Here is a 13,178-nt window from a genome sequence, read left to right as displayed (position 1 = left end):
AGCTAAGACTCTCAGCGCCGATGGTACTGCAGGGGGGACCCTGTGGGAGAGTAGGACACCGCCGGACACCATTCACGATGGCCACCCAGAAATGGGTGGTCATCGCTGTTTAACGACCACCACGGATCCCCGCTGCTCACTGGAGCGCGGTGCGGGTTAGGGTGGTGCGACGGTTACGGCCGTCCTCCCCGCCCTCGGGCGGGTCAACTCCACAGAGCATCACCACGACAGGCGAGGAACGCATGGACGACTCAGGATCCGACCGCAACGACCGGGACTCCGGACGTCGTGACGAGCGGCCGCCTCGCGCCGGCGGCCCCGGCCGCTCCTCGAACGATCGCGGCGGCTCGGGCGATTCCCGCCCCCGCCGCGACGGTGATGCTCGTCCTCCCTATCGTGGCGGTGGCGACTCCCGTTCGCAGCGTGATGGTGACTCGCGTCCTCCGTACCGTGGCGGTGGCGATTCCCGTCCGCAGCGCGACGGGGACTCTCGTCCTCCGTACCGTGGTGGTGGGGACTCTCGTCCGCAGCGTGATGGGGACTCCCGTTCGCAGCGTGATGGGGACTCCCGTCCTCCTTACCGTGGAGGTGGGGATTCGCGTCCGCAGCGTGATGGGGACTCGCGTCCTCCGTACCGTGGTGGTGGGGACTCCCGTCCGCAGCGTGATGGGGACTCTCGTCCTCCGTACCGTGGTGGTGGGGATTCCCGTCCGCAGCGTGATGGGGACTCGCGTCCTCCGTACCGTGGCGGTGGGGACTCCCGTCCGCAGCGTGATGGGGACTCTCGTCCTCCGTACCGCGGTGGCGGCGATTCCCGTCCGCAGCGCGACGGGGACTCCCGTCCTCCTTACCGTGGCGGTGGCGATTCGCGTCCGCAGCGTGATGGGGACTCCCGTCCTCCGTACCGCGGTGGCGGCGACTCTCGTCCGCAACGTGACAGTGACTCTCGTCCTCCTTACCGCGGGGGTGGGGATTCCCGTCCTCAGCGCGATGGGGACTCCCGTCCTCCGTACCGTGGTGGTGGGGATTCCCGTCCGCAGCGCGATGGGGACTCGCGTCCTCCCTATCGCGGTGGCGACTCGCGTCCGCAGCGGGACGGTGACTCTCGGCCTCCCTATCGCGGTGGCGAGTCGCGTCCCCAGCGTGACGGGGACTCCCGTCCTCCTTACCGTGGCGGTGGAGATTCGCGTCCGCAGCGTGATGGTGACTCCCGCCCTTCCTACCCTGGTGGTGGCGACTCTCGTCCGCAGCGTGACGGGGACTCGCGTCCGCCGTTCCGCGGTGGATCGCGCGATGGGGGAAGCAGGCCGTGGTCGGACGATCGTCGGGGCGGCGGAGACCGCCAGGGCGGCGGACGCGGACGCGAGGGCTTCGGCGGCGGACGCGGCGGCCCCCGCGAGGAGCCGGAGCTCACCGAGGAGGAGCGCGAGCGGCGCTCCCTCCAGTCGGTGCGTCCGCGCCACGACGACCCGGACCTTCCGGACGACGTGCAGGCCAAGGACCTCGACAAGGTCGCCCGCAACGAGCTGCGCACGCTCTCGAAGGACAACGCCGAATGGGTCGCCCGTCACCTGGTGATGGCCGGCCGCCTCCTCGAGGAGGACCCCGAGCTGGCGCACCGCCACGTGCTCTCGGCGGCCCGCCGCGCGGGACGCATCGCCGTTGTCCGCGAGTCGCTGGCCATCTCGGCGTACGCGACGGGCGACTTCGCCCTGGCGCTGCGCGAGCTGCGGACCTTCCGTCGGATCTCCGGCTCGGACGAGCAGGTGCCGCTGATGGTCGACTCCGAGCGCGGCGTGGGCCGGCCCGACAAGGCGCTCGAGCTGGGACGGTCGATCGACCGCACCACGCTGAGCCCCGGCGCGCAGGTGTCGCTGGCCATCGCCATGTCCGGCGCCCGCCTCGACCTCGGGCAGGCGGAGCTCGCTCTCATGGAGCTCGAGATCCCGCAGCTGGACCCGGACCGCGCGTTCTCGTACAGCCCGGATCTCTTCGCCGCCTACTCGCTCGTCCTCGAGGAGGTCGGCCGCTCCGAGGAGGCGGCCGAGTGGCAGCGTCGCGCTGACATCGCGGCGCAGGCCGTCTTCGCGGCCGAGGGCGGCGGTGACGACGAGACGATCGAGGTGATCGAGGAGGAGCACGAGTCGGCGGAGGCCGAGTCCGCTCCCGATCGCGTTGAGGAAGGGACCGCGGTCGACGACGCGGACGACTACCTGGACGACGAGGACGGCCCGACCGCCGTCGACGACGCGGACGAGGACGAGGTCCACCGGACCGTCTCCGAGGAGATCGCCGACGACGACGACGACGACGCGGACGCGGACGACGCCGATGCGACCGCTGACGCCGAGGCCGACGTCGTCGACACGGACGAGCCGACCTTCGCGGACGAGTCCCTCGAGTCGGACGATCTCGCCGAGACGGACCCGGATGAAGCTCTCGACTCGGCTGACCCGACCGCCGACGAGTCGGTCGAATCCGCCGACACCACCGAGGAGGACGCCGATGTTCCGCAGCAGCAGGACTGAGCCCACTCCGCTCGACGGCCGCGACTCCGTCCTGGCCGACCTCGACGGGGTCGTCTACAAGGGTGCCGACGCGATCCCCTTCGCGGTGGAGAGCCTCAACCGCGCGGCCGAGACGCTGCGGGTCGGCTACATCACCAACAACGCCTCCCGCACGGACGCCTCCGTCGCCGGGCACCTCTCCGAGCTGGGGCTGAGCGTCCGGCCCGAGGACGTCGTCACCTCCCCGCAGGCGGCGGTCGTGCTGCTCGCCGACCTGGTCCCGGCCGGCTCGTCGATCCTCGTCGTCGGGGCGGAGGGCCTCACCTCCGAGGTCGAGCGCGCCGGGTTCACCGTGACGCGCAGCGCGGAGGACTCGCCGGCGGCGGTCATCCAGGGCTTCGCGCCCACGGTCGGCTGGGAGCAGCTGGCCGAGGCCTCGTTCGCGCTCCACACGGGGATCCCGTGGGTCGCGACGAACACCGACTGGACGATCCCCGTCGCGCGCGGCATCGCCCCGGGCAACGGGACCCTCGTCTCGGCCGTGCACACCGCGGTCGGCCGGCTCCCGGTCGTCGCGGGCAAGCCCGAGCGGGCCATCTTCGACGCGGCGACCGCGCGCTTCGGCTCGACGAACCCGCTGTTCCTCGGCGACCGGCTCGACACCGACATCGCCGGCGCGAACGGCGCCGACATGGAGAGCGCCCATGTGCTCACCGGGATCGACCGGGCCAAGCAGCTCCTCGCCGCGGAGCCGACGCTCCGGCCGACGTACATCCTCGGCGACCTGCGCGAGCTGCACCTGCCCTACCCGGCGACGACGGTCTCGCGGAACGGCACGCACGCCGTCCGCGGCGCCAAGGTCCGCCTCGACGGCGACTCCGTAGTGATCGTGGACGCCGGCGACGACGCGACCGATCTGCTCCGGGCCGCCTGCTCGGTGATCTGGTCGTCCGGCCGCGCGATCTACGGCCTCGACGTGCCGGAGTCGCTCTACAGCTGAGCCTGCTCGGCGGGCTCCCGGCGTCCCTCGCGGCGCAGGAGCCCGTCGAGCCGGCCGGCCAGACCGACCGCGACGATCGCGATCAGCGCGGCGTACGAGAAGGTCGCGGCGAAGACCCCGGTCCCGGCCCCGATCAGGCCGGTGACCGCCGCCGCGAGGAGGCCCGTCAGCGCGAGGGAGACCGAGGCGCCGGTCGAGTCGGCGATCTGCAGGGCCGAGCTGTTGAAGCCCTCCCGGCCCGGAGCGGAGAGCGCGAGCGTCATCGTCCCCATCCGCGGGAACATCGTGCCCATGCCGCCGCCGGCCAGGAACCAGCCCACGCCCGCGACGATCGGGCTGAGGGCGAGCACCGTGACGAGCAGCACGACTCCGATGCCGGCGAGCACGAGCGACGAGCCGAGCCGCATCGCTCCGCCGTGGCTGAGGCGGGTGCCCGGGCGCCCCTGGATGTTCGAGCCGAGAGCCCAGGAGACGGCGCCCGCGGTGAGCATGGCGCCCGAGAGCCAGGGTGGCAGGCCGTACTGCTCCGAGAGCAGCAGCGGCAGGTAGACCTCGGTGCCGAAGAACGCCGCGGCGACGAGGGCGCGGAGGAGGATCACCGACGGCAGGACGCCCCGGGCGCGCAGCGTGCCCGCGGGCAGGAGCGCGCGAACCGCCACGACCACGACCACCACGGCGGCCGCGGCCAGGAGCCCGGCGAGGTCGGGCGCGAGCTCGGCGCTCGTGCTCAGCACGACGACTCCGGCCGAGACGACCACGGCGCGGGCGATGCGGCCGACGGCCCGGCGATCGAAGGGGAGGCGCTCGCGCGGCTCGAGCGAGCGGAGCGTCGGCGCGATCGCGGCGCTCGCGAGGGCCACCAGGGCGACGACTCCGAAGAAGACCCAGTGCCAGCTCGCGAGCTCGGCGACGACTCCGGCCACCAGCGGCCCCACCAGCGACGGCACGACCCAGGCCGCGGCGAAGGCGCCGAAGATCCTCGGATGCAGCTCGCTCGGGTAGACCCGCGCGACGAGCACGTAGAGGGTGACGGTGATCCCTCCGCTGCCCAGCCCCTGCAGCAGGCGGGCCGCCACGAAGACCGGCATCGACTGCGCGGCACCCGCGGCGACGAGACCGAGGGTGAAGAGCAGGATCGCGACCACGAGCGACGGCGTCGGGCCGCGGCGGTCGGCCGAGGAGCCGGCCGCGACCATCCCGACCACGGCGGCGGCGAGCGTCGCCGCGAAGGCCAGGGGGTAGAGGGCGCGGCCGTCGAGGTCGGCGCTGACGATCGGCATGATCGTCGTCACGGCGAGCGACTCGAACGCGCAGAGGAAGACGAGGCTCGTCGTTCCGATGGTCGTCAGGAGGAGGGGAGCCGAGGTGATGCCGCGGCGATCACGAGAACGCACCTGCTCAACAGTACGCCGAGCGCAGAGCCGGTCAGCGGTAGACGGCCCAGTCGTCCTTCGCGAGCACCGTCGGGGTGCCCTCGATCTCGACCAGCCAGCCGCGGTCGTCGCGCTCGAGGTAGCGCCCCTGCACGATCTCGGGGGCCCAGCCGCCGTCGCGGGACGAGATCCAGCGGACGAAGCGGACGGTGCCTCCGCGCCGGAACAGTGTGCCGTTGTGGTCGCTCATGCGGGGATCTTCTTCACGGAGAGGTCGTCGGGCGACGAGGTTTCGGGGAGGAGGTGGAGGCCGAGGCGGCCGTTCGAGGCGTTCGAGAGCTCGCGCAGCCAGTGCGGGTTCAGCTCGATCGCGGCGGTGCCGTCGTACTCGTAGCGGGTGGGGATGCCGGGGTGGAGCCACAGTTCGGACCGGCGGCCCTCGGCGTCCTCGATCGTCAGGAGGAAGCCTTCGCCGCGGCGGAACCGCGAGGTGATCACGGTCTGGAGGTGGGCCAGGGCGCGGTCCTCGAAGGAGTGCGAGCTGGCGGGTGCGCCGTAGAGCAGTCGTCCCATCGCGCGCACCTCCTCACCGTCGGCGGCGCACGGAAGGCGTGCCGCACCGTCGACACTAGGTATTGCTAAGTCGGTTGACTAACAGTCTCGGCGCCGACTGCGCTTTCGGGACACACGCCGTCCGATCGCCGGAGAAGTGGTTCGATGGGGGCAGCGAGTTCCCGTCCGGGGCGCCTGCCGCTCGGAAGGTGCACCTCGATGGACGCTCGGCCAGACCTGTTCGCTCTGCTCGCGCGATTGCGCACGGCGGAGCGCGACTACGACGGCCGCGTGGAGCGCCGCCTGGGCATCGGCGCCACGGATCTCGCGGCCCTGCGGCTGATCGGGGTCGGGGAGCGGCGCGACGAGATCGTCCGCGCCGTCGACCTGTCCGCGGCCCTGCCGATCACGACGGCGGCCGTCTCCCTCCTCGTCGACCGCCTCGCCCGCGCCGGCTACGTGAACCGCACTCCCGACCCGTCCGACGGCCGCGGCCGCATCCTCTGCCTGACGGAGCGCGCGCAGAAGGCCATCGTCGGCACCGACGACCCGACCTACGAGCAGATCCGCGCGATGGTCGCGAAGGTGCCCGAGTCGGAGGCCGCGACCGTCGCGGTGCTGCTCGACGGCCTCAGCCGCATCCTCGAGGGGCAGCCGCCGCCCGAGCTCGTCGACTGATCAGCTCTGCAGGGTGGCGCTCGGCGACTCGCCGAACCGCTCCGCGTAGGCCGCGCTGAAGCGGCCCGCGTTCCCGAAGCCCCAGTGCCGGGCGACGGCGGCGACCGTCGTCCCGTGGGGCGGGCTCGCCGCCAGCTCCACTCGGGCGCGGTCGAGCCGCACCAGGCGCAGGTAGGCGATCGGGCGCATCCCGAGCACCCGCTGGAACGCGGACTGCAGGCCCCGAACGGTCAGGCCCGACGCCGCCGCCATCTCGGCCGGGCCGATCGGCTCGCTGCAGTGGGCGTGCACGTACTCGACGGCCGTGCGGACCCGCGCGTTCCGGGGTGCGAGGAGCTCGGGCGGGACCGGAGCGGACTCCGGAGGGTAGAGGTCGAGCAGCGCGGAGGCCGTGGCGCGGGTGAGCTCGTCCCAGAGCAGCGGCTCGACGCGCTCGCTGCGCAGCGCGCGGGCGGAGTCGGCGACGGCCGTGCGCCAGCGGCGGATCGCCGCGGCGTCGGGGCGGTGCTCGGAGTCGAAGACGAGGGACCCGACGAGGCCCCGCTCGGCGGCGACCCGGTCGACCACTCCCCGGTCGAGGTGCACCAGGCGCTGGTCGAAGTCGACGTAGTCGAAGGCGAACGGCCGGCCGACGGGGAAGAGGACGGGACGGTTCTCCTCCATCGCGATCGAGGCGCGGCCGACGTCGATCCGGCCGGAGCCGCCCACGATCCACTGCACGACGACGTCGTCCGAGTCGCCCACGCCGCCCGCGAGGCGCCCGGACATCCGCGAGGTGCGGAGGGTCATCCCGCCGTCGCCGATGGCCGCGTAGCGGTAGCTGAAGTCGGCCGCGGTGGTGGCGGCGCGCCACTCGTCGCCGTTGTAGAGCCGCGCGAGGCTGTGCCGCGCCTCGTCCGGATCCTCGCCGCGGGCCTCCAGCCGGACGCGAGGGTGGTGATCGTCCACAGGTCGTTCCGGTGCCTCAGCGCGTGAGGCGCTCGATGAGCTCGCGGTAGCGCGCGGCCGTGCGCTCGACGATCTCGGACGGGAGGGTCGGCGGGAGGCCCTGGCCGTCCCAGTTGTCGGAGAGCCAGTCGCGCACGATCTGCTTGTCGAACGAGCGGCCGCGGATGCCGGCGTCGTAGTCGTCGGCGTCCCAGTAGCGGGAGGAGTCGCTCGTGAGGACCTCGTCGCCGAGGGTGACGACTCCGGTCCCGCGGTCGACCCCGAACTCGAACTTCGTGTCGGCCAGCAGCACGCCGCGGGCCAGGGCGATGGTGGACGCCTCGCGGAAGACGGCGAGCGAGAGGGTGCGCAGCGCCTCCGCGGCCTCCTCCCCGACGATCTCGACCGTGCGCTCGAAGGTGATGTTCTCGTCGTGCTCGCCCTGCGGGGCCTTCCACGCGGGGGTGTAGATCGGCTCGGGGAGCGCGTCGCCGTCGTGGAGGCCCTCGGGGAGCGGGACGCCGCAGACGGAGCCCGTCTCCCGGTACTCCTTCCAGCCGCTGCCGGAGAGGTAGCCGCGCACGACGCACTCGATCGGGAACATGTCGAGCGTCTTCACCAGCATCGACCGGCCGCGGACCGCCTCGGGGATGTCGCCCGGGATCAGGTGGTTGGGGACGTCGGAGAGCTGCGCGAACCACCAGAGGGAGAGCGTGGTCAGCAGCTCGCCCTTGCCGGGGATCCCGGGCTCGAGGACCGCGTCGTACGCGCTGACCCGGTCGCTGGCGACGACGAGCATGCGGTCGGCGCCGAGCACGGGGTCGGCGTCGTCGGGGGTGTAGAGGTCGCGCACCTTGCCGGAGTAGGCGTGCTGCCAGCCGGGCAGCGGCGCCGTGGTGTCGAAGGACAGGGAGTCGTCGCGGGTCACCGCACCATTCTCCCCGATCCGGGGGGCTCCGCGGCTCCTGAAGACCTCCTGTGTCCTGGCGGATCGGGGCTGTCAAGCACGCGCGGCCGCCGATCCCGCGCGCCTAGCGTCGAGACATGACCTCGCAGAACGACCAGACTCCGCAGAACGACCAGTACACGTTCCAAGACCCGACCGCGATGTTCGCCGACATCGACACGGAGGCCCAGTACCAGGAGGGCTCCGGCCTCGACTCGAAGATGGACGACCCCGCCGACCGCGGCGAGTCGACCTACCGCGGCTCCGGCCGTCTGACCGGGCGCAAGGCGCTCGTCACCGGAGGCGACTCGGGCATCGGCGCGGCCGTCGCCATCGCCTACGCCCGCGAGGGCGCCGACGTCGCGATCGTCTACCTCCCCGAGGAGGAGTCCGACGCGAAGAAGGTCGTCGCGCTGATCGAGGAGGCCGGCCGCACCGCCGTCGCCATCCCCGGCGACATCACCGACCACGACTTCGCGGTGGGCGCCGTCGCGAAGGCCGTCGAGGGCCTGGGCGGACTCGACATCCTGGTCAACAACGCGGGCAAGCAGCAGCACGTCGAGGACTTCCTCGAGCTCTCGGACGAGCAGTTCGACGAGACCTTCAAGACCAACGTCTACGCGATGTTCTGGATGACGAAGGCGGCCGTGCCGCACCTCGCCCCGGGCTCCGCGATCATCAGCACCTCGTCGATCCAGGCCTACCAGCCGTCGCCGATGCTGGTCGACTACGCCAGCACGAAGGCCACGATCAACACGTTCTCGAAGGCGCTCGCGCAGCAGCTCGCGCCCAAGGGGATCCGCGTGAACGTCGTCGCCCCGGGCCCGATCTGGACGCCGCTGCAGACCGCGGGCGGCCAGCCGTCCGACAAGCTGCCCGAGGTCGGCTCGCAGACGCCGCTCGGACGCTGGGGCCAGCCGGCCGAGCTCGCTCCCGCCTACGTGTTCCTCGCCTCCCCGGAGTCGAGCTACGTCGTCGGCGAGACGCTGCACGTCAACGGCGGCATGCCCACGCCGTAACACTCGGCGCTCACGGCGGGCCCGGTCGCGGCGCGGAGGAACCCTCTTCCGTGCCGTGGCGGGGCCCGCCGTTTTGGTTGTCGTAACAATCGACTGCTGTGCAGGTTCGTGCGCGAGAGTCGGTGCATGACCGATTCCCTGCCGATCCTCGACCTGTCCCGCCTCGACCAGGGGGAGGCGGAGGCCGCCGCCTTCCGCCGCGACCTCCGGGAGACCACGCACGACGTGGGCTTCTTCTACCTCGTCGGCCACGGCGTGCCCCAGGACCTCCTCGACGACGTCGTCGCCGTCTCCCGCCGCTTCTTCGACCTGCCGGAGGAGGAGAAGCTCGCGATCGAGAACACCCTCAGCCCGCAGTTCCGCGGCTACACCCGCTTCGGCGCCGAGCTCACCAACGGCGACGTCGACTACCGCGAGCAGGTCGACATCGGCATCGACCGACCGGCCGTTCCCGCCGGGCCCGGCGTCGCCGACTACGAGCGCCTCGAGGGGCCGAACCTCTGGCCCGAGGCGCTGCCGGAGTTCCGCGAGGTCTTCGAGCGCTGGCACGCGGAGCTCGCTGCGGTCGCCATCCGGCTGCTGCGCACCTGGGCCGTCGCGCTCGACGCTCCGGAGGACGTGTTCGACGAGGCGTTCGCCGAGCGGCCGTTCTCGCTGGTGAAGGTGGTCCGCTACCCGGGCACCTCCGACCCGGAGCCCAAGCAGGGCGTGGGCGCGCACCGCGACGGCGGCGTGCTGACGCTGCTGCTGGTCGAGCCCGGCAAGGGCGGCCTGCAGGTCGAGCACGACGGCTCGTGGATCGAGGCACCCGCGATGGAGGGCGCGTTCGTCGTCAACATCGGCGAGATGCTGGAGCTCGCCACGGGCGGCTACCTCAAGGCCACGCTGCACCGCGTGATCTCGCCGCTGATCGGAACGGACCGGATCTCGATCCCGTTCTTCTTCAATCCCGCGCTCTCGGCCACCATGCCCTCGCTCCCGCTGCCCGAGGAGCTCAAGTCCGGCCTCTCGGTCGACCCGACGAACGCGCCGATCCTCGAGACCTACGGCGAGAACGCGCTGCGCTACCGGCTCCGGGCCCACCCGAACGTGGCGGCCGCCCACCACGCGGACCTGCTCGCTCCCACCGTCTGACCCGGGAACGACGAAGGGCCCCCTCCCGCGCGAGCGCAGGAGGGGGCCCTTCGTCGTCAGTGCGTCAGCAGCGCGCGGCGGCCACGGGGACCGTCGCGGTGAACGCGGGCTGGCCGGTCGCCGATCCGGTCACCGTCACCGTGCCGGCCGGCGTCGAGGCCAGGCGGGTGGTGAAGGCGGCGGAGGCGGACGATCCGGGTGCGACCGCGGTGAACGACTTCGAGCCGTAGGCCGAGGTGATCGTGACGTCCGCGGCAGCGGTGTCGGTGTTCTTCACGGTCGCGGTGAGCACGATCTTGCCGGCGACGCAGCGCGTGGCGACCGCGGAGACGAGCTCGAGGGTGTCCAGCGGGACGGCGGCCGAGACCGACGTGCGCACCAGCTTGTCCGCGTACCCGGTGTAGGAGGCCGTGACGCCGGTCACGTCCGCCGGGACCGAGACGCTCGCCGAGCCGCCGGAGAGCGGGACGGTCGAGGTCCACGAGCCGCCGGTGAAGGTGACCGAGCCGACGACGTCGCCCTTGTCGGCCGCCGCGACCGTCGCCGTGACCGTGCGGCCGTCGGCGGTGAGGGTCGTGGTGGAGTCGACGGCAGTGACGCCGGTCCAGTTCTTCATGGCGGTGAGGACCGTCTGCGGGACGCTCACGAACGCACCGTGCCGCGGGCTGGCCGGGAGGCCGGCGCGGCTCTTGGGCGAGACGTTCCAGTCGGCCGACTGCGAGAGGCGGTTCGTCTGCGAGCTGCCGGCGATGGCCGCTCCGGATGTGAGGAAGGCCTTGTAGCCGCCGTCGCCGTAGTTGTCGACGAGGAACGCGTAGCCGTCGCCCGTGCCGGTGGTGTCGTTCGGGTCGCCCGCGTTCAGCTTGATGATCTCGGGTCCCTCACCGGCCTGGCCGGTCTCGAGCGAGGTCATCCGGGTGTCGGTGAGCTGCCAGGTGGTGTTCGGGTCGGCACTCCAGTTCGAGGAGGTCGTCCCGGCGGTCAGGACCTTCGACTTCTCGAGGAAGATGTCCTTTCCGGCCTCGAGGGTGCCGGCGGCGCCGCCCTCCTCGTTCTTGGTGAAGCGGTAGTAGTAGTCGCCGATCTTCGTGATCGTCGAGTCGATCCGCGCGTAGCCGGTGTCCTGCCAGGTGGCGGGAGGAGCGGTGAAGGTGCGGAAGTCGCGGGTGATCACGGAGAAGACGCGGGCGTAGAGCTTGTCGCTGTTGGTCTTCGTCGCGTCGGAGTAGAGGCGCGAGGAGAAGAACACGACGTAGGACTGCAGGGCGTCGTCCCAGTACGCCTCGGGCGCCCAGGTCATTCCGGCGGCCGGCTGGTTCACCGTGATGCCGGTGTCGGCGCCGTTGGTGCGGGTCCACTGCACCAGGTCGGTCGACTCCCAGACCTCGATCTTCAGGCTGCCCTTGGACTGGGCGTCGCCCCAGCCGGTGCCGCAGGAGATGCAGAGGTCGGTGGCGACCATGTAGTACTTGTCGCCGTTGTGCGAGCGGAGGATGAACGGGTCGCGCAGGCCCTTCGTGTCGGTCGTCGAGGTGATGACCGCCTTCCCGCCGTTGACCGGCGAGAAGGTGAAGAAGTCGTTGCCCGAGGTCGCGGCCTGGTAGATCTTCTCGTCGCCGTCCGACTTGAAGTACGCCGAGGCGTAGCCCGCGTCGGGAGCGGTGCGGCCGAGCTCGGCGACCGTCAGCGTGAAGGCGCGCGTCTCGGTGACGCCGTTGAGGGTGGCCGTCGCGGTGAGGGTGACGGTCCTGTCCCCGGAGCCGTAGGCCGGTCGGGTGACCACGCCGCCGCCGCGGTAGGGGTCGGCCGCGCCGACCGCCGGAGCCGCGTAGGAGGTGTTCGTCGGTGTGACGAGGGCCGGGTCCGAGGAGGTCCAGGTGATGTCGGTGCCGTTCCGGGCGCCCTTCACCGCGAGGGGGAGGTTCTCGGTGGTGCGCGTGGCGAGCTTCAGCGCGTCGAGGTCGTCGTTGATGCTCGGGGCGAGCACGACCACCTCGAAGGCGATCGTCGCGCCCTGGGCGGTGGTCGCCGTCAGGGTGACCGGGGTGTTCTGCGCGATCGAGCGCGAGACGACGCCGGTGGCCGAGACGACCGCGCTGTTCGAGGAGGTCCAGGTGAGCGGGACGCCGCTGGTGGAGGCGGGCAGCGTCAGGTTCGAGGAGACCTGGGTCAGCGACGGGTTGCCGGCCAGCAGGACGGGCTGGATGTCCGAGCGCAGCAGGGCGGAGGTCGCGGACGCCTTCGCCGCGGCGGTCGGCATGCTCGAGGCGACCTGCTCGGCGGTGAGGGAGGTGTCCCAGAACTTCACGTCGGTGACGTCGGCGGTCACGAGCGCGTCGCCGGAGTAGAGCGAGCGGCCGAGGTAGCCGAGCGTGGACCCGGTCGGGACGATGCTCGCCATCGACTTCGTGGTGTTCGCGGTCGAGATCTGCGTGCCGTCGCGGTAGAGGGTCAGCACGGTGCTCGACCCCGTGCCGGTGCCGACGAGCGTGAGCGTCGTGAACCCGGGGTTCAGCGTGCCGCCGAACGGCATGCGGGTCTCGCCGTTGTTGGTGGGCTCCTTGACGCGGATGCCCGCGAGGACCTGTCCGCTGGGCGAGCCGTCGGGGTTGCGCGGGTTCACGAAGACGTGGTTGCCGAGCTGCGTGGTGTTCCACGGGCCGACGCCGTCGCCGATGACCCAGCCGAACTGGTTGGCGGTGGTCTGCGTCTTCACCGTGTACTCGACGGCGAAGGCGTTGTCGGCTCCGGTGACCAGGCCCTGGGGCAGGCTCGCGTAGCCGTCGTTCTTGAACCGGGCGACCTGGTCGCCGCCGGCGTTCGCGAAGGACGCGTCGGTGAGGCCGGTCAGGGTGGCGTTGCGTCCGTTGCCCGAGATGTCGAGCAGGGCCGAGCCGGCGTGGGACATGTCGTAGTGCGCGGTGGGCGCCGGGACGTCGACGGCCTGCGCCGAGACGGGGACGAGAGCACCGGTGAGGGCGACGCTCGTGCAGGCGAGAGCGGAGAGGAAGAGGGATCGCACGCGGCGCCGAGGCGCGGCGG

At 72.0% G+C, this 13,178-nt stretch carries 11 protein-coding genes; 5 read left to right on the top strand and 6 right to left on the bottom strand.

What is annotated here, in order from left to right; translation table 11 throughout:
- The first annotated feature begins 1,448 nt into the window (after nucleotides 1-1,448).
- Nucleotides 1,449-2,528, top strand: a complete 1,080-nt coding sequence (locus tag C5C29_RS12030; protein ID WP_146083487.1) for a hypothetical protein — start codon at nucleotides 1,449-1,451, stop codon at nucleotides 2,526-2,528.
- Nucleotides 2,506-3,507, top strand: coding sequence for an HAD-IIA family hydrolase (locus C5C29_RS12020; RefSeq protein ID WP_104223796.1), 1,002 nt, complete (start codon nucleotides 2,506-2,508; stop codon nucleotides 3,505-3,507). The genes C5C29_RS12030 and C5C29_RS12020 overlap by 23 nt, the downstream gene beginning before the upstream one ends.
- On the opposite strand, the gene C5C29_RS12015 is transcribed toward C5C29_RS12020, so the two are convergent.
- The 3 genes from C5C29_RS12015 to C5C29_RS12005 are packed head-to-tail and all read right to left on the bottom strand — an operon-like array spanning nucleotide 3,498 to nucleotide 5,453.
- Nucleotides 3,498-4,901 (bottom strand): MFS transporter, encoded by a 1,404-nt coding sequence (locus C5C29_RS12015; protein WP_104223795.1) that lies wholly within the window; start codon nucleotides 4,899-4,901, stop codon nucleotides 3,498-3,500. The genes C5C29_RS12020 and C5C29_RS12015 overlap by 10 nt on opposite strands.
- A 31-nt stretch (nucleotides 4,902-4,932) precedes the next feature.
- Entirely contained in the window at nucleotides 4,933-5,130 is a 198-nt protein-coding gene (locus tag C5C29_RS12010; RefSeq protein ID WP_068256013.1) for a hypothetical protein, read from the bottom strand.
- Nucleotides 5,127-5,453 carry a hypothetical protein gene (locus tag C5C29_RS12005; protein ID WP_104223794.1) on the bottom strand — a complete coding sequence of 109 codons (327 nt, stop codon included), beginning with the start codon at nucleotides 5,451-5,453 and terminating at the stop codon, nucleotides 5,127-5,129. The genes C5C29_RS12010 and C5C29_RS12005 overlap by 4 nt, the downstream gene beginning before the upstream one ends.
- A gap of 198 nt (nucleotides 5,454-5,651) precedes the next feature.
- On the opposite strand from C5C29_RS12005, the gene C5C29_RS12000 reads away from it, so the two are divergent.
- A complete protein-coding gene (locus C5C29_RS12000; RefSeq protein WP_181065534.1) occupies nucleotides 5,652-6,110 on the top strand; it encodes a MarR family winged helix-turn-helix transcriptional regulator in 459 nt (152 codons plus the stop codon).
- Here C5C29_RS12000 and C5C29_RS11995 read toward each other — a convergent pair whose 3' ends face one another.
- Nucleotides 6,111-7,058, bottom strand: a complete 948-nt coding sequence (locus tag C5C29_RS11995) for a helix-turn-helix transcriptional regulator (RefSeq protein ID WP_104223792.1) — start codon at nucleotides 7,056-7,058, stop codon at nucleotides 6,111-6,113. It lies immediately after the preceding gene.
- A gap of 16 nt (nucleotides 7,059-7,074) precedes the next feature.
- A complete protein-coding gene (locus C5C29_RS11990; protein WP_258062286.1) occupies nucleotides 7,075-7,965 on the bottom strand; it encodes a phosphoribosylaminoimidazolesuccinocarboxamide synthase in 891 nt (296 codons plus the stop codon).
- A 116-nt stretch (nucleotides 7,966-8,081) separates the two neighbouring features.
- On the opposite strand from C5C29_RS11990, the gene C5C29_RS11985 reads away from it, so the two are divergent.
- Nucleotides 8,082-9,002, top strand: coding sequence for a glucose 1-dehydrogenase (locus C5C29_RS11985; RefSeq protein ID WP_104223791.1), 921 nt, complete (start codon nucleotides 8,082-8,084; stop codon nucleotides 9,000-9,002).
- Nucleotides 9,003-9,128: 126 nt separating this feature from the next.
- A complete protein-coding gene (locus C5C29_RS11980) occupies nucleotides 9,129-10,136 on the top strand; it encodes an isopenicillin N synthase family oxygenase (protein ID WP_104223790.1) in 1,008 nt (335 codons plus the stop codon).
- A gap of 64 nt (nucleotides 10,137-10,200) precedes the next feature.
- Here the strand turns inward: C5C29_RS11980 and C5C29_RS11975 are convergent, their stop codons facing one another.
- A complete protein-coding gene (locus tag C5C29_RS11975; RefSeq protein ID WP_258067679.1) occupies nucleotides 10,201-13,158 on the bottom strand; it encodes an immunoglobulin-like domain-containing protein in 2,958 nt (985 codons plus the stop codon).
- Nucleotides 13,159-13,178: the final 20 nt, after the last annotated feature.

Source organism: Rathayibacter sp. AY1H2 (assembly GCF_002931985.1).
In the GTDB taxonomy this organism is placed as follows: Bacteria; Actinomycetota; Actinomycetes; order Actinomycetales; family Microbacteriaceae; genus Rathayibacter.
Note: the sequence above shows the minus strand (reverse complement) of the source record. Positions and strands in the feature narration are given on the sequence as shown.